The organism is Flavobacterium sp. (assembly GCF_027533505.1).
GTDB lineage: Bacteria > Bacteroidota > Bacteroidia > Flavobacteriales > Flavobacteriaceae > Flavobacterium.
In genome coordinates this window covers 1-19,179 of sequence record NZ_JAPZUB010000029.1, presented here as the reverse complement: position 1 = coordinate 19,179, position 19,179 = coordinate 1, and the positions used below count along the sequence as shown (strand labels likewise).

The 19,179-nt window shown below is 41.0% G+C and carries 18 protein-coding genes, 1 tRNA gene and 1 pseudogene; 6 read left to right on the top strand and 14 right to left on the bottom strand.

All coding sequences use genetic code 11. The annotated features are described in order from the left end of the window. Positions 1-18: 18 nt before the first annotated feature. Complete coding sequence (locus O9316_RS06240; protein WP_298204216.1) at positions 19-1,815, bottom strand: lysophospholipid acyltransferase family protein; 1,797 nt, start codon at positions 1,813-1,815, stop codon at positions 19-21. A gap of 202 nt (positions 1,816-2,017) precedes the next feature. Between O9316_RS06240 and O9316_RS06235 the strand changes: the two genes are divergently transcribed. Genes O9316_RS06235 through O9316_RS06225 form a run of 3 tightly spaced genes read left to right on the top strand, consistent with a single transcriptional unit; the run spans position 2,018 to position 4,820 of the window. After that, positions 2,018-2,794 (top strand): exodeoxyribonuclease III, encoded by a 777-nt coding sequence (locus O9316_RS06235; protein WP_298204215.1) that lies wholly within the window; start codon positions 2,018-2,020, stop codon positions 2,792-2,794. Between the two features lie 10 nt (positions 2,795-2,804). Continuing rightward, positions 2,805-3,770: an OmpA family protein gene (locus O9316_RS06230; protein ID WP_298204214.1), complete on the top strand. Its 966-nt coding sequence runs from the start codon at positions 2,805-2,807 to the stop codon at positions 3,768-3,770. Between the two features lie 9 nt (positions 3,771-3,779). Then, positions 3,780-4,820, top strand: coding sequence for an aldo/keto reductase (locus O9316_RS06225; RefSeq protein ID WP_298204332.1), 1,041 nt, complete (start codon positions 3,780-3,782; stop codon positions 4,818-4,820). Positions 4,821-4,858: 38 nt separating this feature from the next. On the opposite strand, the gene O9316_RS06220 is transcribed toward O9316_RS06225, so the two are convergent. The 13 genes and pseudogenes from O9316_RS06220 to serS all read right to left on the bottom strand — a co-directional run bounded on the left by O9316_RS06220 (position 4,859) and on the right by serS (position 14,622). Continuing rightward, positions 4,859-5,659: a M48 family metallopeptidase gene (locus O9316_RS06220; RefSeq protein WP_298204213.1), complete on the bottom strand. Its 801-nt coding sequence runs from the start codon at positions 5,657-5,659 to the stop codon at positions 4,859-4,861. Then, positions 5,646-6,089 (bottom strand): hypothetical protein, encoded by a 444-nt coding sequence (locus tag O9316_RS06215; protein ID WP_073360654.1) that lies wholly within the window; start codon positions 6,087-6,089, stop codon positions 5,646-5,648. The genes O9316_RS06220 and O9316_RS06215 overlap by 14 nt, the downstream gene beginning before the upstream one ends. After that, positions 6,086-6,490, bottom strand: a complete 405-nt coding sequence (locus tag O9316_RS06210) for a DUF2752 domain-containing protein (RefSeq protein WP_298204212.1) — start codon at positions 6,488-6,490, stop codon at positions 6,086-6,088. Before O9316_RS06210 ends, O9316_RS06215 begins: the two co-directional genes overlap by 4 nt. Before the next feature lie 16 nt (positions 6,491-6,506). Then, positions 6,507-6,845, bottom strand: coding sequence for a TM2 domain-containing protein (locus tag O9316_RS06205; protein ID WP_298204211.1), 339 nt, complete (start codon positions 6,843-6,845; stop codon positions 6,507-6,509). A gap of 51 nt (positions 6,846-6,896) precedes the next feature. Beyond that, positions 6,897-7,259: a VOC family protein gene (locus O9316_RS13075; RefSeq protein WP_366941526.1), complete on the bottom strand. Its 363-nt coding sequence runs from the start codon at positions 7,257-7,259 to the stop codon at positions 6,897-6,899. A gap of 63 nt (positions 7,260-7,322) precedes the next feature. Then, positions 7,323-8,267, bottom strand: a pseudogene (locus O9316_RS06200) (2-hydroxyacid dehydrogenase); the annotation flags it as partial. 47 nt (positions 8,268-8,314) lie between these two features. After that, positions 8,315-9,667 (bottom strand): magnesium transporter, encoded by a 1,353-nt coding sequence (gene mgtE / locus O9316_RS06195; protein ID WP_298204210.1) that lies wholly within the window; start codon positions 9,665-9,667, stop codon positions 8,315-8,317. After that, positions 9,657-10,436 (bottom strand): 16S rRNA (adenine(1518)-N(6)/adenine(1519)-N(6))-dimethyltransferase RsmA, encoded by a 780-nt coding sequence (gene rsmA, locus O9316_RS06190; protein ID WP_073360649.1) that lies wholly within the window; start codon positions 10,434-10,436, stop codon positions 9,657-9,659. The genes mgtE and rsmA overlap by 11 nt, the downstream gene beginning before the upstream one ends. Positions 10,437-10,447: 11 nt before the next feature. Continuing rightward, on the bottom strand, positions 10,448-10,921 hold the full coding sequence (locus O9316_RS06185) for a nucleotidyltransferase (protein ID WP_298204209.1): 474 nt from the start codon (positions 10,919-10,921) through the stop codon (positions 10,448-10,450). Next, positions 10,918-11,103 (bottom strand): hypothetical protein, encoded by a 186-nt coding sequence (locus O9316_RS06180; RefSeq protein WP_287781682.1) that lies wholly within the window; start codon positions 11,101-11,103, stop codon positions 10,918-10,920. The genes O9316_RS06185 and O9316_RS06180 overlap by 4 nt, the downstream gene beginning before the upstream one ends. 4 nt (positions 11,104-11,107) lie before the next feature. After that, a complete protein-coding gene (locus O9316_RS06175) occupies positions 11,108-11,431 on the bottom strand; it encodes a DUF4286 family protein (RefSeq protein WP_298204208.1) in 324 nt (107 codons plus the stop codon). 68 nt (positions 11,432-11,499) lie between these two features. Then, positions 11,500-13,278 carry a tetratricopeptide repeat protein gene (locus tag O9316_RS06170; RefSeq protein WP_366941521.1) on the bottom strand — a complete coding sequence of 593 codons (1,779 nt, stop codon included), beginning with the start codon at positions 13,276-13,278 and terminating at the stop codon, positions 11,500-11,502. A gap of 72 nt (positions 13,279-13,350) precedes the next feature. After that, a complete protein-coding gene (gene serS / locus O9316_RS06165; RefSeq protein ID WP_298204207.1) occupies positions 13,351-14,622 on the bottom strand; it encodes a serine--tRNA ligase in 1,272 nt (423 codons plus the stop codon). Positions 14,623-14,808: 186 nt separating this feature from the next. Between serS and O9316_RS06160 the strand changes: the two genes are divergently transcribed. The 3 genes from O9316_RS06160 to O9316_RS06150 all read left to right on the top strand — a co-directional run bounded on the left by O9316_RS06160 (position 14,809) and on the right by O9316_RS06150 (position 18,309). Beyond that, entirely contained in the window at positions 14,809-16,734 is a 1,926-nt protein-coding gene (locus O9316_RS06160) for a M1 family aminopeptidase (protein ID WP_298204206.1), read from the top strand. Between the two features lie 72 nt (positions 16,735-16,806). Then, positions 16,807-18,150, top strand: a complete 1,344-nt coding sequence (gene rseP, locus O9316_RS06155) for an RIP metalloprotease RseP (RefSeq protein WP_298204205.1) — start codon at positions 16,807-16,809, stop codon at positions 18,148-18,150. Positions 18,151-18,235: 85 nt separating this feature from the next. Next, a tRNA-Asn gene (locus O9316_RS06150) sits at positions 18,236-18,309 on the top strand. The last annotated feature ends 870 nt before the right edge of the window (positions 18,310-19,179 follow it).

The window sequence follows — 19,179 nt, the reverse complement described above, 5'->3', positions numbered from 1 at the left end:
TTTTATACTACTTGAGGATTATCGTTCTCCCATTTTTCGCTCGAGTTCCGCTTGAAATTCCTCCATCACGGGTTTAACGGTACTTTCTGGCAAATCGGCGATACGAATATACATCAACCCATCGACGGCATTATTAAACAACGGATCGACATTAAACGCAATCACGCGGGCATTTTGCTTGATATATTTTTTGATTAAAACGGGTAACCGCAAATTCCCGGGTTCGATTTCATCAATGATTTTATCAAATTTATTCAAGTCGGCTTCCGCTTCATTGAAGACAAAATCCTTGTCGGCATCTTTCAATTTTACCTTATACTCCATTTTAGGATGAATGTACTGCGCTACATACGGATCATAGTAATGCGACTTCATAAACTCAATCATCAACGATTTTGAGAATTCGGTAAACTGGTTGCTGATGCTCACGCCACCAATCAAATATTTGTGATCAGGGTGACGCAGCGTGGTATGCACAATTCCTTTCCACAATAAAAATAGAGGCATCGGCTTTTGCTGGTACTCTTTGATAATAAACGCGCGGCCCATCTCGATGGATTGTGCCATCATCGGATACAATTCGGGTTCAAAGCGAAACAAATCGTTTAAGTAAAACCCATCGATGCCGTATTGCGGAAAAATTTCACTTCCCAATCCCATCCGATAGGCCCCAGCAATGCGTTGGGTTTCTTCATCCCACAAGAACATGTGCTGGTAGTACTTGTCAAATTTATCTAAGTCCAAGGATTCATTCGTTCCTTCGCCTACTTCCCGGAACGTAATTTCACGAAGGCGCCCGATTTCATGAAGAATATTGGGAATTTTATCGGCAGATACCAAAAAAACCTCATAATTTTTGCTTTGCAGTAAACGGTAATCGCCTTTACGAACTTCAGCAATCTCGGCTAAAATTTTATCATGATTCGCCGGATGCGCAATTTGCTTAACATTCTTGGCGGGCTTCAATGCATGAAAGGATTGAAACTTACTTTCGTCGTCAAAAGAATTGGCCAACATATAGGTTTTTCGCCGTAAAAACTCGGAATACTCTTCTAAGCTACCATGTTCGTTTTGTTCGGCTACCGGAATTGGTTTCCCGATACGCACTTTAATCACACGTCCTTTTTGTGTCAACAGTTCCGAAGGTAATTTGGCCGTACGTAACGTGTCACTTATTTTGGAAAGCAAATAGAAGAGTTTGCTATTTTGCGCGTGAAAATAAATAGGAACTACAGGCACTTGGGCTTTTCGAATCACTTTAATCGCGCCTTCCTCCCATTCTTTATCGACCACCAATTTTCCATCTTTGTAGGTAGAAACTTCTCCGGCAGGAAACATTCCCAACGGTTTTCCATCGCTTAAATGACGCAGTGTTTCTTTAATACCCACCACGCTCGATTTCGCATCTTTGTGATTTTCAAACGGATTCACCGGCATGATGTAGGGTTTCATCGGTTCGATACGATGCAATAAAAAGTTGGCTATAATTTTGAAATTAGGTTCCCGCTCCAGCATGAGTTTTAACAACAAAATACCGTCAATCCCTCCCAGTGGGTGGTTGGAAATGGTTATGTAAGCGCCCTCTTTGGGCAATCGCTTTAGGTCTTCCTCGGGAATTTCAAATTTGATTTCAAACTCGTCTAAAATCGCATTCAAAAAATCAAGTTCACTTAAATGTTTATTGCGATCGTAGATTTTATTTAGGGTAGAAATTTTCAAAACTTTCATCAACAACCATCCTGCAAATGTCCCCAATACTCCGTATTTGTCGGCATTAATTGCTTTGGCTACTTCTTTCGCTGTAACTAAACCCATGGAGTTGTTTTATTGTATCTATTTTGTAAAAAAACAAAGATAACAATTCTTCGGAATCCCCATTTTAAAAAATCCCCTTTTCCCCAAAAAGGTTAAACATTTATTATAATTTTTCCACATCGCTTAAAGAGTTTCCTTGAATTGCCTATTTTTGAACAACGTACAAAGGGAACGATTTTCCTAAACGATTTTTGACCCATTCATGAAAATTATTTCTTACAATGTCAATGGAATTCGAGCGGCCATCACCAAAGGATTTCTTGATTGGTTGCAACACGCCAACCCCGATGTGATTTGCCTTCAGGAGATTAAGGCTACTGAGGATCAAATTCCGACCGATGCCATTACAGCAGCAGGTTATCCGTATCAATACTATTTTCCAGCACAAAAAAAGGGCTACAGTGGAGTAGCGATTTTATCCAAAATCAAACCCGACCACGTAGTTTATGGAACAGGCATTGCGTACATGGATTTTGAAGGACGTAACCTTCGTGCCGATTTTGGCGACCTTTCGGTGATGAGTTTGTATTTGCCCTCGGGAACCAATAGCGAACGCTTGGACCACAAGTTTAAATACATGGACGATTTTCAAGCGTACATCAATACGCTTAAACAAACCGTTCCCAATTTGGTAATTGGTGGTGATTACAACATTTGTCACCAAGCCATCGATATCCATGATCCGATTCGCAATGCAACCGTTTCAGGATTTTTACCTGAAGAACGGGCTTGGTTGGATGCCTTTATAAAGTCGGGATTTATCGATAGTTTCCGTCATTTCAACAAAGAACCCCATCAATACAGTTGGTGGAGTTACCGTGCCAACGCTCGTAATAATAATAAAGGGTGGCGTATTGATTACAACTTGGTGAGTGAATCACTGGCCGATCGCTTGCAACGCGCCGTTATTTTACCCGAAGCGAAACACTCAGACCATTGTCCTATTGTTGTCGAAATTGAACACAAACAAACCCCATAAATAAATGATTATGATAAAAAAAGTGTTTTTAGGTTTTACGTTATTGGCCTTAACTACCTCTTGTGTCTCAAAAAAAATCTATAACGAGTTAGAGAGCAAATACGCCGATTTGAAAAAAGAGAATCGTCAAATTTCAGATGAAAATGAAAAGTTACAAAAAGCAAAAGGGCAATTAGAAACCGATGCGGCGAAACTGAAAGCAGAGTATGACAAACTCAAAGCAGATCGCGATAAGCTTCAAAGCGAACTCAGTGCTTCTGAAAAAAGCCTAAAGAATTTACAAGCCGCATATTCGGCCTTGGAAAAAGACAGCAACGAAGCGTTGAGTAACAATATCAACAAAAACCGGGAGTTGTTGGCACAATTGGAAGCCAAAGAAAAAGCTATGGCGGCCGAACAGGAACGTTTGAATAAATTACGCGGTGAATTGGAAGCCAGCTCCAAACGACTCAACGAATTGGAGGCTTACATTGCAGCCAAAGATGCCAATATGAAACGCTTGAAAGACAACCTTTCACGCGCCTTAAATGCCTTTGAAGGAAAAGGGCTGACTATTGAGCAGAAAAACGGGAAAGTATATGTTTCCATGGAAAACAAATTATTGTTCCAAACCGGAAGCTGGGCTGTAGGGGTTGAAGGAAAAAAAGCGGTAGTAGAGCTAGGGAAAGTGTTGGCACAAAACCCAGAAATCTCAGTATTGATTGAAGGCCATACCGATGATGATAAGATTTTAGGTAATCTTGGTGGCAGTATCGAAAATAACTGGGATTTATCGACCAAACGTGCTACCGCGATTGTAAATATTCTTTCGGAAAATAAAGACATTAACCGTCAAAATCTAACTGCTGCCGGTCGGGGTGAATATGCGCCTTTGCAACCCAACACTACGGCTGAAGGAAAGGCGAAGAACCGACGTATTGAAATCATCCTAACCCCAAAATTGGATGAAATCTCCAAAATGTTGGACGAATTATAATTCCCCATGATGACCTACACCCATCTGCCCCATTCCGAGCTACAGGTGAGCACCGTTTGCCTGGGCACCATGACGTTTGGCAATCAAAATACCGAAGCCGAAGCCCACGATCAATTGGATTTTGCTCTTGAAAGAGGAATTAATTTTATTGATACCGCCGAAATGTATCCCATCGGTGGGAATGCGCAAATTTTTGGCAGTACCGAACGGTTTATTGGGACATGGATTAAAAAAATTGGGGCGAGTGAGCGTGAAAAATTGGTCCTTGCCACCAAAATCGCGGGGCCCAATCGCGGGATGGAATACATTCGTCAGCCGTTGGATTTTTCCAAAAAAAATCTGCATGAAGCGGTAAATTTAAGTTTGAAAAACCTGCAAACCGACTACATCGACTTGTATCAATTGCATTGGCCCGAACGAATTATGAATATGTTTGGAAAACGGGGATTGAACGAATTTGATACACAGTGGCAAGACAACACGCTAGAAGTTCTTCACGTTTTTGACGGCTTGTTTAAAGAAGGGAAGATCAAACACATTGGGGTTTCCAATGAGAATCCTTTTGGGGTTGTTCGCTTTTTACAAGAGAGTGAGCGCCATGGATTGCCGCGTATTGTCACGATTCAAAATCCGTATTCGTTACTGAATCGCTTGTATGAAGTGGGTTTGAGCGAATTATGCTACCGCGAAGGAGTGGGTTTGTTGGCCTATTCTCCCTTGGCCTTCGGATTTCTAACCGGCAAATACCTCAACGGTTATCCTGAACAATCGCGGATGAAATTGTTTCCCAATTTTACACGATATACCAACGAGAATTGCTTTACGGCAACACGTTTATATAAAGAATTGGCGGAGCAATACGGACTAACACTCGCTGAAATGGCGCTTGCTTTTACGCATCAACAATCGTTTGTTACGGCTACAATTATTGGGGCAACGAGTATACGGCAATTGGAAGAAAATCTCGCCGCTTTTTCGGTAGTGTTGTCAAAGGAACTCCTAAGCGAAATTGAAAAAATTCAAGAACGGCATCCGAATCCTGCCCCTTAAATACAAAAATACCTGACCAAAAAAGTCAGGTATTTTTTTTAATGATTTTCTTCTATTTGCCGTTTGAAGGCCTCCCAATCGTTGGGTTTGAGTACCTGCCGATTGCCTAGTTTTTTGCCTTTTACATAATCGAGGATATATCCCGCTCGATCTTCCGACTCGGGATGGGTTGAGATCCAACCAAAACCGTCCGGAAGGGAACGTTCTTGGGCTAACTGGTACATAAAATCAGCCAGAGGCTGTGGGTTAATCTTCGCTTTGATCATATAATCAACCGCGGTCAAATCGGCTTCTTTTTCCAAAGCGCGATCATAGGCCGTCGAAGATAAGGTTTTGATGATTTCACGAATAAGCGCGCCATTATTACCTGAGGCGCCGAGCAATACTGTCAATCCAATTTCTTTTGACAACTTTTGCATCACATGATTCTTGCGAATATGCGCCACCTCATGTGCCAATACCCCTTGCACCGACTCTTGTTTGGTACAGGCTTTAATCAAACCGGTATACACGACCAAATGGTTGTTGGGCATGGCAAATGCATTGACAGCGTCGTTTTCGATCAAGTGCAAACGAATGGAATCTTTGGGAATATCGTTGGCTTCCAGTAAAGGTTGCATCAATGAATCCAGCGTTTTTTGGAGCGTATCGTTATGAATGATAACTTCGGTTTCTTCGACCTGTTCCCAAAGTAAGTCCCCCAACTTTGACGCGGTATTCAATTGCGTTTGACGAATATGAAAAACCTTGACAAAATCAATTTGACGCAAGCCAAAAAAGAGACCAAAAAAGAGCGCGAGTAAAACAACGCCTTGTAAAATAACTTTATTTTGTGCCATCGGGTTTACAGATTAAATTGGTTAAGGGGCCAAAAAACCACAATTCGATATGCTTTCCTTTTCGGGTGTTGACCGCCAAATAAATGGTTGAAATAAACTCGGTGATGTTAAAAATAATTACCGTAAATAAATACGCAAAATAGGTACTACTCACCGGATGATTATAAAAAATAATATCAATGGTCCACCAGAACCCAAAGCTATTCATACACAATAACGCCGCTTGCGAAAATAATGCTTGCGTACAATGCCAGCGCACATAATAGGTGCCTTTTCGATTGGCAATGTAAAAGAAAAATGTGGCAATCAAATTAATAATGGGTAACGGTAATCCCGCAACCAAAGCCACCAGAGACATCAAATAACTATTGGAAGCCTTTTCAGCCTCGTGCTCAGAAGGTTTGTAGGGAAATTGAACGGTTTGTATCATAATGCTTTATAAATATTCCACATCCACAAGGCAAAAATTAAGCCAATCCCGAAGAGCATGGGAATACGCTGGGTAAAAAAAGCTTCAAATTTGCCATAAAAAATAAAAAAATCAGCTTTTTGAGTGAGCACATCGCGGAGCACCCAAATTGGAACCGTAAGGACAACCACAGCCATTACCAAACCTAAAGGATTGTAGTAAATAGCTTCTGCGAAATTACCGTGAAACAAGGCAATTATCGACCGTGTTGTCCCACACGAGGGACACGGATAACCCGAAATATTTTTAAAAAAACAAACGTGTATGGGGGCATCCGATGGGCCAAAAAGAGCATATACTAGGTACAAAAAACCCGAAACGGAGAGCAGCAACACCCATGTGTATAGCCGGTTTCGGGTCATCACTTTTCAGTACGTATTAATAAATCGCGTTTTGGAAATTTTCCATGTTTTTCTCACGAGTAGCTCCCATGATCAAAAACCAATCAACAATCTTCCAAATCCCTAAACCACCGCAGGTTAGTAATTTTGCAATCCCTAGTCCTGTATCGCCTATATAAAATCTATCTATTCCAAAAGCTCCAGCAAAAATAGAGATTATTAATGCTGTACTTGGTTCTTTGAACTGAGCAGTTTGCACCATTCCCCATTTTGCTTCATCCAAACTTAACAAACGCTCGCGAATGGCAGGTAAATGATGTGCTTCAAAATACTTTGAGTTCATCATCATGAACATGTCTACTTTTTGTGAATCCATAATTTTTGTTTTTTTGTTGATTAGATTTTGAATTATAGGTTTTAAAAATAACTATTTTTCTTGAAATGCAGCATCTATCGGCTCCCAAAGTTCAATCTTATTTCCCTCGGGATCCAGAATCCACGCAAAGGTACCATAGTCAAAGGTTTCTGGGTCACCAATAATTTTAACGCCTTGTGCTGCTAATTCTGTAAGGAGTTGCTTGAGATTATGTACCCGAAAATTCAGCATAAATTCTTTATCGCTGGGTTCAAAATAACGGGTGCCTGCCTCAAACGGTGCCCATTGGGTCATCGCATCGTTTCCTTTGGCGTCTTTCCACCAAAACGACCATCCGTAGTCATCGACAGGAATGTCCAAATGAGTTGCATACCAGGTTTTCAGTGCTTTTGGGTCTTTTGATTTAAAAAATATCCCTCCAATACCCGTTACGCCAGCCTCTTTTTTTATACTACTTTCATTTGTGTTGAAAAGACCGTACTGCTGCTTGATTTTATCGACAATGGTTTGGGCTAATTTTTCATGACTTTCATACGTCCACCCAGCAATATGAGGGGTTAACAACACCTTTTCGGAATCCAATAAATACTGTAACGCCTCAGGACGTTGGTCGGTAAACAAGCTTTCAAAAGACAATTTTTCATATTCCAACACATCCAATCCGGCGCCCATAACTTTTCCTGATTGCAAGGCTTCGACCAAATCGGCTGTTACCACATTTTTCCCTCTTGAGGTATTAATCAACCAAAAAGGTTTGGAAAAAGCTTGAATGAAGTCTCGATTGACCATTTGATGCGTTTCGGGCGTCCAAGGCACATGCAAACTCACCACATCGGCCTCCGCTTGAAGTGTCTCTAAATCTACCTGTCGTGCGGAAGCATCCCCTACATTTTCTTGAATATCATAGCAAAGAACATTCACATCAAATCCGCGTAATTTTGAAGCAAAAGATTTTCCCATATTGCCATAGCCAATAATTCCTATGGTTTTTCCTTTCAACTCATAGCCTCGATTGCCCTCACGCACCCATTGCCCTTGGCGCACCATACGATCGGCGCGGTTTAAGTTATTCATGAGCGACAACAACATGCCTAGTGCGTGTTCGCCTACTGCATTGCGATTGCCTTCGGGGGCTGCGATTAATTGCACCCCTTTTTGAGAGGCATATTCAACGTCAATACTTTCCAAACCTGCTCCTACACGCGCTATAAACTGCAATTGGGTAGCGGCGTCGAGAAACTGTGCGTCAATGTTAAACCTACTACGGATTACAATGCCGTGATACTGATCAATCTTGGATTCAACGGCTGCCTTATCGGAAGTGTAGTCGGCTTCGTTAATAAATCCAGCGGCTTCCAATTGCGCCCAAAGCAACGGATGGTTGGTATCTAAATGAAGGATGCGAATGGCGTTGGTCTTCAAAACAATTGCGATTGGTGAAAAACAAAGATAGTAAAAGGGAAAACGAACTAGAAGCCCAAAATCATGCGGGCAATCGTAAAGTAGATCAAAATTCCACAAATATCATTGCTAGTAGTGATAAACGGACCTGTCGCTAAGGCTGGATCGATACCAAATCGATCCAAGATCAAGGGGATAGAGGTCCCAATAAGCGAGGCTGTGATAATTACAGAAATCAAGGCGATGGTAACAATTACGCCTATTTTCACCTCAACGCCCAATAAAAAATGACTTCCCAAAAACAAAATGGATGCTAGGATGATGCCGTTGAGTAAACTCAGGGAAATTTCTTTGAGAAGGCGATTTAAAATGGAACCGCTGATGGATTGATTGGCTAAACCTTGCACGATAATCGCCGAAGATTGTACGCCTACATTTCCTGCCATCGCTGCAATCAGTGGGGTGAAAAAGAATAATTTGTAATGTTCCTTCATGGCGCCTTCAAACAAACTCAGCATTTCGACCGAAATAAAGCCGCCAAACAAAGCCAAAACCAACCAGGGCAGACGCGCGCGCGTCAAATCCAAAATGCTGTCATCCGCCTCGACGTCTTGCGAGATCCCCGCCGCCAACTGGTAATCTTTGTCGGCCTCTTCTTTAATCACATCGACGATATCGTCAATCGTAATTCGTCCTACCAAACGTCCCATTTCATCGACGACAGGAATGGCTTCCAAGTCGTATTTCTGCATGATTCGGGCCACTTCGGTATTGGAGGTGTTTACACGAACGTAATCTACTTTTTTGATATATACCTCACTAATAGGTGTTTTCGTAGAAGTGGTTAATAAATCTTTCAACGACAAGCGTCCTTTCAACCGATTATCATCATCGACTACATAAATAGAATGCACGCGGGTAACGTTTTCGGCTTGCAAGCGCATTTCTTTGACGCAAGTGAGTACATTCCAATTTTCATTGACTTTTACCAATTCTTTCCCCATCAAACCTCCGGCCGTATCTTCGTCGTAACGCAATAAATCGACAATATCTTTAGCATGTTCAACGTCTTCTAGCTCAGAGATTACCTCTTCTTTTTTGCTTTGGGGAAGTTCGGCAATAATATCGGCCGCATCGTCGGTATCGAGTTCGTCAATTTCTTCGGCAATTTCTTTGGCCGACATGCGTTTCAGAATCTTTTCGCGAAGTTCTTCATCGATCTCCATCAGCACGTCGGCTGTTTTTTCAGAATCGAGAATGCTAAAGATGTAGGAAGCTTGCGTATCGTCGAGTTCTTCCATGATCTCGGCGATATCGGCATAATGCAGTTCGCTAAGGAGGTCGTGTAACTCACGCTCCTTATTGTGCAGAATCAAATTATTGATTTGATCCAGTAACTCTTTACTGATTTTAAACTGCATACGCCTCGATTTTTTGGGTCAATGCAATAAAATCTTCGGTGGACAATTGTTCTGGACGAAGATCAAATACCGCATCTTCCCGTAAAGGATCGGGCAAATTTAAGGATTTTAAACTGTTTCGTAGCGTTTTTCTGCGTTGATTAAAAGCAGTTTTTACCACATTGAAGAGCATTTTCTCATTACAGGCTAAGCGATAATCGGATTTTCGCACCAGCCGCAACACCCCTGATTTGACTTTGGGTGGCGGATTAAACACGTGTTCGCCAACCGTAAACAAGTATTCAGCCTCGTAAAAAGCTTGAACCAAAACCGAGAGAATGCCATAGGTTTTGCTCCCCTTTTTTTCACAAATACGTTCGGCTACTTCTTTTTGAAACATCCCTGAAAATTCAGGGACACGATCGCGCATTTCGAGCATTTTGAAAACAATTTGTGTCGAAATATTGTAGGGAAAATTGCCCGTAATGGCAAAAGGCTTTCCTTCAAACTCGGTGTAAAAATCGTGCTTTAAAAAGTCTTTGGAGAGAATTTTTCCGTGCAATTTAGGATAATGTTGTTCCAAATAGGCCACCGATTCAGTATCAATTTCCACCACATGAGTATCGATGTCTTTTTCCAACAGATACTTGGTCAACACCCCCATTCCGGGTCCGATTTCCAATACCGTATCATAGCCTTCCAACGTCAAGGTATCGCCAATACGACGAGCAATCGTTTCGTCGGTTAAAAAATGTTGCCCTAAATGTTTTTTGGCTCTAACTTGGTTCATGTGAATAAATATCAAGGATTTAGTTGACGTAACTGATGTACATCGAGTAAGTCTTTTGGGCGCCCTGCTTTTAATTTGCTTGTAATTAAATCATCAAGTGACAACACATTCCATTGTAAAAATTCATTTTGATTAACGACCACCAACTCACTAGATTGATAGGCTTCCTCAAAAGTTTTATTGACAGAAAAACGAGTAATCAATTCCAAATCTAAATCTTCGGGTGAAAACGTAATCGAAATATTTTGATTTCCATCCAAAACCGATTGAGGAAAAGCATCGATTTCATAACCAAGTTCTTGGAAAACAATGACTAATCGATTGAAATTTTCTGGTGTGGTTTCTATCCAAAAATCAACATCAGCTGAATGCCTTTGGTAACCATGAAAATTTACCGCTCCACCGCCCACCATGAGCATTCGTACCCCGTTTCGTTTTGCAGAGGTTATAAACTGATCGATATTATGTTCCCAATTTCGAATCATTTGGCAGTAATGACAATTAAAAAATTATCTTTCTTTGGCGATGAATTTTGTTTTACGGGGAAGGATTTCATTCGTCTACACAGCGCAAAAAAAGCCAGTACGCGCTCCGTTTTGGAAAGCTTCAAAAAATCGGCTTGTCGACGGGCATTGCTTTCTTCTTTGGTGGTGAAACGCACTTCCATGGTATTAGTTATTTTGAAAATGTTCGGAAATCAATTGCAGTTCGGTGCGAAACGCCAACATTTTCTCCCCAAACAATCGGTAGCCTTCTTCGCGTAATCGGGAGGCATCTTCATCGTAATAGCGTTGTAAGGTTTCCAAGCTATCGGTGGTGTATTGAACGGCATAGGTTACCCCGCCCATTTCTTCTTCAACCAAGACCTTTACCAATCGGGCAGAACAAAACTTACCCGTAGCCAAGACGTCGTTGATATGCTTGGTTTGCATCCAACGCATCCATTGATCGTGGACGCTTTCGTGAATATTGATGGTTACATTGTATAGTATCATATATCCTCTCCCATTTTTAAATAGCACCTCCTATTTAAAATTTATAATTCAACATTTAAAATAGTTCTTTAAAGTTCTTTATCCCCGCGCAAGCGACGGAATTTCTTTTGCGCATCAACATAAAAAATACTGTCTTCCCGGTGGAGAATGATGTCTTCATACAGGGCTTTGGCCTTATCGACTTCTCCTGTTTTTTGGTATAATTCAGCCGCAAAATACGTGGCCTCATCTACATAAATGCACTCTTTGTGTTGGTCAATGATTTGGCGGTAACTTGCAATGGCTTCGGGAAAATTGTTTTGTTCTTCCCACAACTTCCCTATGCGCAACAGCGTTACGGGTTCGATTTCCTGCCCCTTATGTTCTTTTAAAATGGTTTGAAAAGCTTGTAAGGCTTCGGCTTTTTTATTTTGGTATAGTAAATAATCGGCGCGGGCAAACTTTTTCAAGGCCGTTTGTGTCGAATCGGCTACGGTATTGTCGCTGATCAGCAAATACAAATCCATGGCGTCGTTGGCGATTAGTTGGGTTGAGGCCGACTTTAGGACGCCCAATTGGTGTTCGGCCCATTTGAAATCGCCTTTGTAGTAACTCGTCTTTGCCACCCGCAGACTCGCTTCTTGTCCCAACGGATTGTTTCCGCCTTCATTTTCAACTTGCGCGAAGTAGATTAAGGCCTGATTGAATTTTTCTTCCAACAACAATATGGCCGCTAAATCCATTTTCACCTCGGCAATTTCCTCGCGTTTTAAGGGCATTTCGAGGGCATTTTTTAAAATGATTTTTGCGGTTTCGGTGTCTTTTTGCTGAAAAGCCGAAAATTTAGCTTTTAATTGCAATAAGGATAACGAATACGGGCTCACCCCAAACTGCTTGATACGCGTATCCAATTCGGCAGCAATGGCGGGATAAGCAGCAGGCTGTGCTTTTTTGATTTGCAATTCAATCAAGTAGGTATGGGCCTTGATTTGTAAGTCCAAATCACGGGTATTTTCAAGAATAAAGTTGAGAATTTCGGTGGCTGCCTCTTCGTCGTTTTCACTCATGGCCAATTGCGCCAAATTGACAATATTGGAAAAAGATTCGGGACTGCGTTTGTAAATTGCTTTTTGTTGTATAAAGGCCTTGCCGTACTCTTTTTGTTGAACGTAGTACCAACTCAAATAATCATTCCAAAACAAATCTTGGGTTTTTTGAATGCGTCCCAACAAGGCTTTGCGCAAAGCATCGTTGAAAGTTACCGAGGCATCCTCGCTCATGAATCGCGACAATTGGTTTTGAATCATCACTAAACTTTGGGGATTGTTGTAGGATTCGGTCAAGAACTTTTCAATCATGTTGTCCATGTCCCCTTTTTGCCCGTAGAGCAACGCCATTTGGTAATTGAAGTTGTATTTGGGTTCGATACTCACCGCCAATTCATAGGCTTGAATCGCATAATCGGTAAGTCCTTTTTTATCAAAACCATAGGCAATTTGGTATACTTCATTGTGGTTTTTGCGAATTTTATCTAGGGCTTGCTCGTAATACTTTTTGGCTTTGTCGGTCTCCTTTTGCAGTTGGAAATTATACCCCAACTCGACCAAATAACTCCCTTGTTTGTATTGGTCTAGGCGATTTTGAATAAGTTTTTCGGACTTGTCAAATTGTTGCAATTGCTGGTAACATTCAACTGTTCGCTGGAAAAAATTGAAATTATGGGGTTGTGATTTTAGCAATTCTTCATAGCTCACAAGCGCTTTCTCAAATTCTCCACGGTCAAAGTAATTCTGTGCCAATTGCTCGTTTTGAGCCGCGGCAAGCATTCCGATGCAGGTGAACAATAAAAAGAGTAATCGCTTCATCATAAAAAAACAATGTACTAAAATAACACAAATAGCGGTTATCTAGTACACGTGTTTAGGGTTTCTTAACGAATATTAATTGATGATATCAAATCCGGTGTAGGGACGTAATACCTCGGGGATTACAATTCCTTCGGGCGTTTGGTAATTTTCCAAGATGCCCGCCATCACACGAGGTAAGGCCAATGAACTTCCGTTTAAGGTGTGTGCCAATTGGGTTTTTCCATCTTTTCCTTTGAAACGCAGCTTTAGGCGATTGGCTTGAAAGGTTTCGAAATTGGATACCGATGAAATTTCCAACCAACGGTCTTGTGCTGTCGAAAAGACTTCAAAATCGTAGGTTAGCGCCGAAGCAAAACTCATATCGCCTCCACACAAACGAAGAATTCGATAGGGTAATTTTAGTTCGCGCATGATATTTTTCACATGTTCGACCATCCCTTCCAACGCCTCATACGACTTCTCAGGATGCTCGATGCGTACAATTTCAACTTTATCAAATTGGTGCAAACGATTCAGTCCTCGAACATGCGCCCCATAGGAACCTGCCTCACGACGGAAACAAGGGGTATAGCCGGTGCATAAAATCGGCAAGTCATTTTCATGTAATAATTCATCGCGAAACAAGTTGGTTACCGGTACTTCCGCCGTTGGAATCAAATACAAGTCGTCCAAACCTACATGATACATTTGCCCTTCTTTATCGGGTAATTGACCTGTTCCATAACCAGAGGCTTCATTCACCAAATGGGGCACTTGGTATTCTTGATAGCCGGCTTCGGTATTTTTATCCAAAAAATAAGAAATCAACGCCCGCTGCAATCGCGCTCCCTTTCCTTTATAGACAGGGAAACCTGCGCCTGTGATTTTTACGCCCAACTCGAAGTCGATGATATCGTATTTTTTTACTAATTCCCAATGCGGGAGCGCCCCTTCATGTAACACAGGAATAGCGCCTTCTTGAAATACATTCAAATTTTCATCGGCAGTTTTTCCTTCGGGTACTATCGCGGCTGGCAAGTTGGGCAATAAGTAGAGTTTTTCGGTCAATTGAGTAGCAAAAACCTCCAATTGTTCCGATAACTGTTTGCTTTCGTCACGAAGATTGGTTGTTTTTTGCTTTAAGATTTCGGCTTTTGCTTTTTCCCCATTTTTCATCAACATTCCAATATCTTTGGAAAGCTTATTCGATTCGGCCAGTACATTATCCAACGCGGCTTGGGAACTGCGTCGTTTTTCATCCAATTCAACAATCTCCATCACTATCGCTCGAGCCTCAAAATGTTTGCGCTGCAACGCTGTAATAATGCGTTCGGGATTTTCGCGAATAACCGCTATCTGTAACATGGGTGTAGGGTGTTAAAATTCAGTGGACAAAGGTAGCAAAATGCTTTCGATATTTCTTCATGCCTTTCGGGCAAAATCCCCGTAAACAGCCCATTGCATATCTTTCACATAAAACAGAATTTAGCAATTGATTATCAACAATATGCCGTAATTTTTTTTACATTCGCAAAAATTTCATCAAATCTCATGAATAAAATCTACCTACTCACTTGTTTAGGAATGGCGCTTTGGGGTCATGCGCAACAAAATGCTGACGAACTCGAATCCATTAGCCAAGCGGAACGAAAAGCGGCAGAATCTACGATGACCGTTACCGTTAATGCCAATACAACCAACTACGATGTTACATACCATAAAATAGAACTCACCGTAAATCCCTCCGTGGCCAATGTTAATGGAAAAGTGACAACCACATTTACGGCTTTGCAAAACATGACGACCGTAACCTTTGATTTAATGAATGAATTGACGGTGTCCTCGGTAAAATTGAATGCACAAAATTTGGCTTTCACGCAGAATGCCAATGAAGAATTGGTCATTACCTTACCATCACAGGTTACGGCTGGAAATAGCGCAACGGTTGAAATTACGTATGCGGGAACCCCACCTGTAAGCGGTTTTGACTCTTTTGAAGCGAGTACGCATGCGGGTGTTCCCATAATGTGGACGCTTTCGCAACCGTTTGGAGCACGGGATTGGTGGCCTTGTAAACAAGATTTAAATGACAAGATCAACAGTGTTGACATTTTTATTACTGCGCCTTCGCAATATGTTTCGGTGGCCAATGGCGTGAAACAATCGGAAACTGTCAATGGGAGCAGCAAAACAACCCACTTTCATCACGGGTATCCGATTCCCGCGTATTTAATTTGTTTTGCTGTTACCAACTATACTGTATATACGCAAACGGCAGGTACTGCACCCAATACGTTCCCAGTGATTAACTATGTGTATCCTGAAAGTTTCAACGCTACGGTTCAAGCCCAAATGGAAGAGACCTTGAGCATCATGGATTACTTCGAAACGTTGTTTGAACCCTATCCGTACCGCAACGAGCAATACGGTCATGCCCAATTTGGTTGGGGTGGCGGTATGGAACATACAACGATGTCCTTTATGAATAATTTCAGTCGGGGACTCATTGCACACGAATTAGCGCACCAATGGTTTGGCAATAAAGTAACCTGTGGGTCGTGGAAAGACATTTGGTTGAATGAAGGATTTGCTACGTATTTGTCGTCGTTGGTCATCGAACAATTTGATGGCGAAACCGCTTTTATTGCCAATAAAACGCAATTAATCAACAACATCACCTCGCAAACGGGTGGAGCTGTTTACTTAACGGATAGTGAAGCAACCAACTCAAGTCGTATTTTCAGCAGTCGATTGAGTTATAACAAAGCGGCAATGGTGTTGCACATGTTGCGTTGGCGCATGGGAGACACTAATTATTTTCAAGCATTGCGCAATTATTTGGCCGATCCCGCCTTGGCCTTCAATTATGCTGTAACGGCGCAATTCAAAAGCCATTTGGAGGCGGTTCACGGCAGTGATTTGACTGAATTTTTCAACGATTGGGTGTACAATCAAGGGCACCCAACGTATAGCGTCATTGCGCAAAACTGGGGCGGTGGGCAAGCCAAAATTACCCTCAACCAATCGCAATCGCATTCGAGCGTATCCTTTTTTGAAATGCCTGTGATGGTGCGCCTAACGGGCGCTGGAGGACAATCACTAGAGGTTGTTTTGGAGCATACGTTTGACGGAGAAGAATTTATCGTACCGGTTCCTTTTTTGGTGACAGGAGTCCAATTCGATCCTAAACGAGAAATTATCTCTCGCAACAATACAGCACAATTGGGGAACGATACCTTTACACCCGATTCCGTTTTGGCGTTATATCCCAATCCGGCTAAGGAATTAGTTCACCTTCAAATGCCCAATACCCAAACCCTGATTGACATTGAAGTATTTAATCCGCTGGGACAAAAAGTAGCCACTTACACTTCGGTAGACATGAATATTTCAGGATTAGCCACGGGAAGCTACACGGTTCGTATTCGCACATCGGAAGGCGTTTTTCATAAAAAAATGATAAAAAACGGGAATTAATTTTTAAAGGGACCTACTCCGAATCAAAATGTGCTATTTTTGTGGCGCATTGAATTTTTAGGTATCGCATACATGGAATTTGTTATTAAACTGAGTCAGTTTTTACTGAGTCTCTCAATATTGATTGTCCTTCACGAACTCGGCCACTTTATTCCGGCTAAGTTGTTTAAAACACGAGTAGAAAAATTCTATTTGTTTTTTGACGTTAAATTTTCCCTTTTCAAAAAGAAAGTAGGTGAAACGGTCTATGGTATTGGTTGGCTTCCGTTGGGAGGCTATGTGAAAATTGCGGGAATGATCGACGAGTCGATGGACACCGAGCAAATGCAAGGCGAACCCCAACCGTGGGAATTCCGTTCAAAACCGGCTTGGCAACGTTTAATTATCATGTTGGGTGGGGTGATTGTCAATTTCATCCTGGCCTTTATCATCTATATTGGAATGACCTTTTACTATGGTCAGCAGTACATTGCCAACAGTGATGTGAAAGATGGGGTTTGGATTATTAATCCCGTGTTGGAAAAAGCGGGACTTCAAAATGGCGACAAAATTGTACGCATTGACCAAACCAAAATCGAGCGCTTTAACGACATACAACCGCAATTGGCCTTAGCTAAAGAAGTGGAAGTGATTCGAAAAGGGAAAGACACTGTAATTAAACTTCCTGTCAATTTTATTGATCAGTTACTAAAAACCGATCGCAAGGCTTTATTGACCCTTCGAATTCCCTTTATTATTTCTGACGTTCCTGCTGATTCTCACAATGCGAAACAGCTGAAGAAAAAGGATATTTTAAAAGGGATTAATGGGCAACCTATTACCTATGCTGACGAGTTGTTTACGCCGTTAAATTCCTTGAAAGGAAAAACCGTGGCAGCGGTAGTGGAGCGCGATGGAAAAGAAGTCCCCGTACAATTGAACGTAAACAAAGAAGGAAAATTAGGCGTGGCTTATGCGCCGATGTTGCCCTTAGACAATTTGGAAAAATTAGGATTATATACCGTTAAATCAGAAGAATTCAGCTTTTGGGAGTCTATACTAATTGGAATTGAAATGGGGATTGACCAATTGACCAGTTACGGCAAACAATTGAAAGCCATTTTCAACCCCGAAACAGGAGCTTACAAAGCCGTAGGGGGCTTTGGAGCTATTTTCAATGTATTCCCTTCTGCGTGGAGCTGGCAAGTATTTTGGGGGATTACCGCGTTTTTATCGATCATGCTGGGCGTGATGAATTTATTACCCATTCCAGCCCTTGACGGCGGCCATGTGATGTTTTTATTGTATGAAATGATTTCCGGTCGTAAACCCAGCGATAAGTTCTTGGAACGTGCCCAAATGGTTGGTTTCGTGATTCTTATTGCCCTGTTGGTTTTTGCCAATGGAAACGACCTATACAAGGCGATTTTCAAATAGTATTTTTTTGAAAATTTTTACCTAAAATGTTTGCATTTGTAAAATTCCGTTTTATCTTTGCAACCGCTTAAAAGATATAACATCTTCCTCCTTAGCTCAGTTGGTTAGAGCATCTGACTGTTAATCAGAGGGTCCTTGGTTCGAGCCCAAGAGGGGGAGCTTTTATGACAAAGCCGCTATTTAGCGGCTTTTTCTATTTATATCGTTTTGATTTTTAAAGAGTTACGAGCCAAAAAAGCGGTTCGAGAAGTATAAAATAAAATTATGGGTTTTTTGAGCGATTTCTCGAACCGCTTTGATATTTCGTTGAAAATTGAAATGCTACACAAAAAATTCACATTAGTTTAAAACTATTTTTGAATAATCAAAGAATAAATGAAATACCGAAAATGAAGAGTTGTCTTTTTTATTATGTTCTGATAAGTAAGACGCATCAAAATTTTCTTTGATTAAATAGCTATCTAATTTTCTTATAGTTTTAATATTTGAATTTGAAGATAGGTTTTGATTAATAGTTTCTTTAATTTTTATATGGGTTAAAGATGATTTTTCAATAAATCCTAATTGTCCTTCAAATGGTAAGCGTAGTTTAGAGTAATTACGTTCAGTAAACTTTATAGTGTCTTTTACATATTCAGTAACCGATAAAGATTTAAACCTTTTACATTCAATTGCAAAATATGGCTTAGTATTATTTCCCCATGATTTTTTTTGGGCATTATCAACAATATGAATGTCTATTGGGTCATTATGTAGCAGACCATCATTTAATCCTCTATATTCCTCTGAAACCTCCTTATTAACTGTAAAACGGTTAGTCCCATCCTCAAATAAGCTAAGTTCATTTACAAGATAATTATCAACTAAACGATTTCTTAAATAATTTTCCTTATTTAGTCATTCCTTAAAAAGCCACTATTTTAAATTTCGATTAAAATAGTGGTTTTATTTTTAGTGAAAAAGTTGAACAATAATTGTAACCAAAAAATAATTAGTTCTTTAATTTGGTTAAATCGGAGCTTTAGATTG

Bases quoted from the DNA above. Each gene is read 5' to 3' on its own strand.
- O9316_RS06240 (WP_298204216.1), bottom strand. From the start codon at position 1,815: ATGGGTTTAGTTACAGCGAAAGAAGTAGCCAAAGCAATTAATGCCGAC.
- O9316_RS06235 (WP_298204215.1), top strand. From the start codon at position 2,018: ATGAAAATTATTTCTTACAATGTCAATGGAATTCGAGCGGCCATCACC.
- O9316_RS06230 (WP_298204214.1), top strand. From the start codon at position 2,805: ATGATAAAAAAAGTGTTTTTAGGTTTTACGTTATTGGCCTTAACTACC.
- O9316_RS06225 (WP_298204332.1), top strand. From the start codon at position 3,780: ATGACCTACACCCATCTGCCCCATTCCGAGCTACAGGTGAGCACCGTT.
- O9316_RS06220 (WP_298204213.1), bottom strand. From the start codon at position 5,659: ATGGCACAAAATAAAGTTATTTTACAAGGCGTTGTTTTACTCGCGCTC.
- O9316_RS06215 (WP_073360654.1), bottom strand. From the start codon at position 6,089: ATGATACAAACCGTTCAATTTCCCTACAAACCTTCTGAGCACGAGGCT.
- O9316_RS06210 (WP_298204212.1), bottom strand. From the start codon at position 6,490: ATGACCCGAAACCGGCTATACACATGGGTGTTGCTGCTCTCCGTTTCG.
- O9316_RS06205 (WP_298204211.1), bottom strand. From the start codon at position 6,845: ATGGATTCACAAAAAGTAGACATGTTCATGATGATGAACTCAAAGTAT.
- mgtE (WP_298204210.1), bottom strand. From the start codon at position 9,667: ATGCAGTTTAAAATCAGTAAAGAGTTACTGGATCAAATCAATAATTTG.
- rsmA (WP_073360649.1), bottom strand. From the start codon at position 10,436: ATGAACCAAGTTAGAGCCAAAAAACATTTAGGGCAACATTTTTTAACC.
- O9316_RS06185 (WP_298204209.1), bottom strand. From the start codon at position 10,921: ATGATTCGAAATTGGGAACATAATATCGATCAGTTTATAACCTCTGCA.
- O9316_RS06180 (WP_287781682.1), bottom strand. From the start codon at position 11,103: ATGGAAGTGCGTTTCACCACCAAAGAAGAAAGCAATGCCCGTCGACAA.
- O9316_RS06175 (WP_298204208.1), bottom strand. From the start codon at position 11,431: ATGATACTATACAATGTAACCATCAATATTCACGAAAGCGTCCACGAT.
- O9316_RS06170 (WP_366941521.1), bottom strand. From the start codon at position 13,278: ATGATGAAGCGATTACTCTTTTTATTGTTCACCTGCATCGGAATGCTT.
- serS (WP_298204207.1), bottom strand. From the start codon at position 14,622: ATGTTACAGATAGCGGTTATTCGCGAAAATCCCGAACGCATTATTACA.
- O9316_RS06160 (WP_298204206.1), top strand. From the start codon at position 14,809: ATGAATAAAATCTACCTACTCACTTGTTTAGGAATGGCGCTTTGGGGT.
- rseP (WP_298204205.1), top strand. From the start codon at position 16,807: ATGGAATTTGTTATTAAACTGAGTCAGTTTTTACTGAGTCTCTCAATA.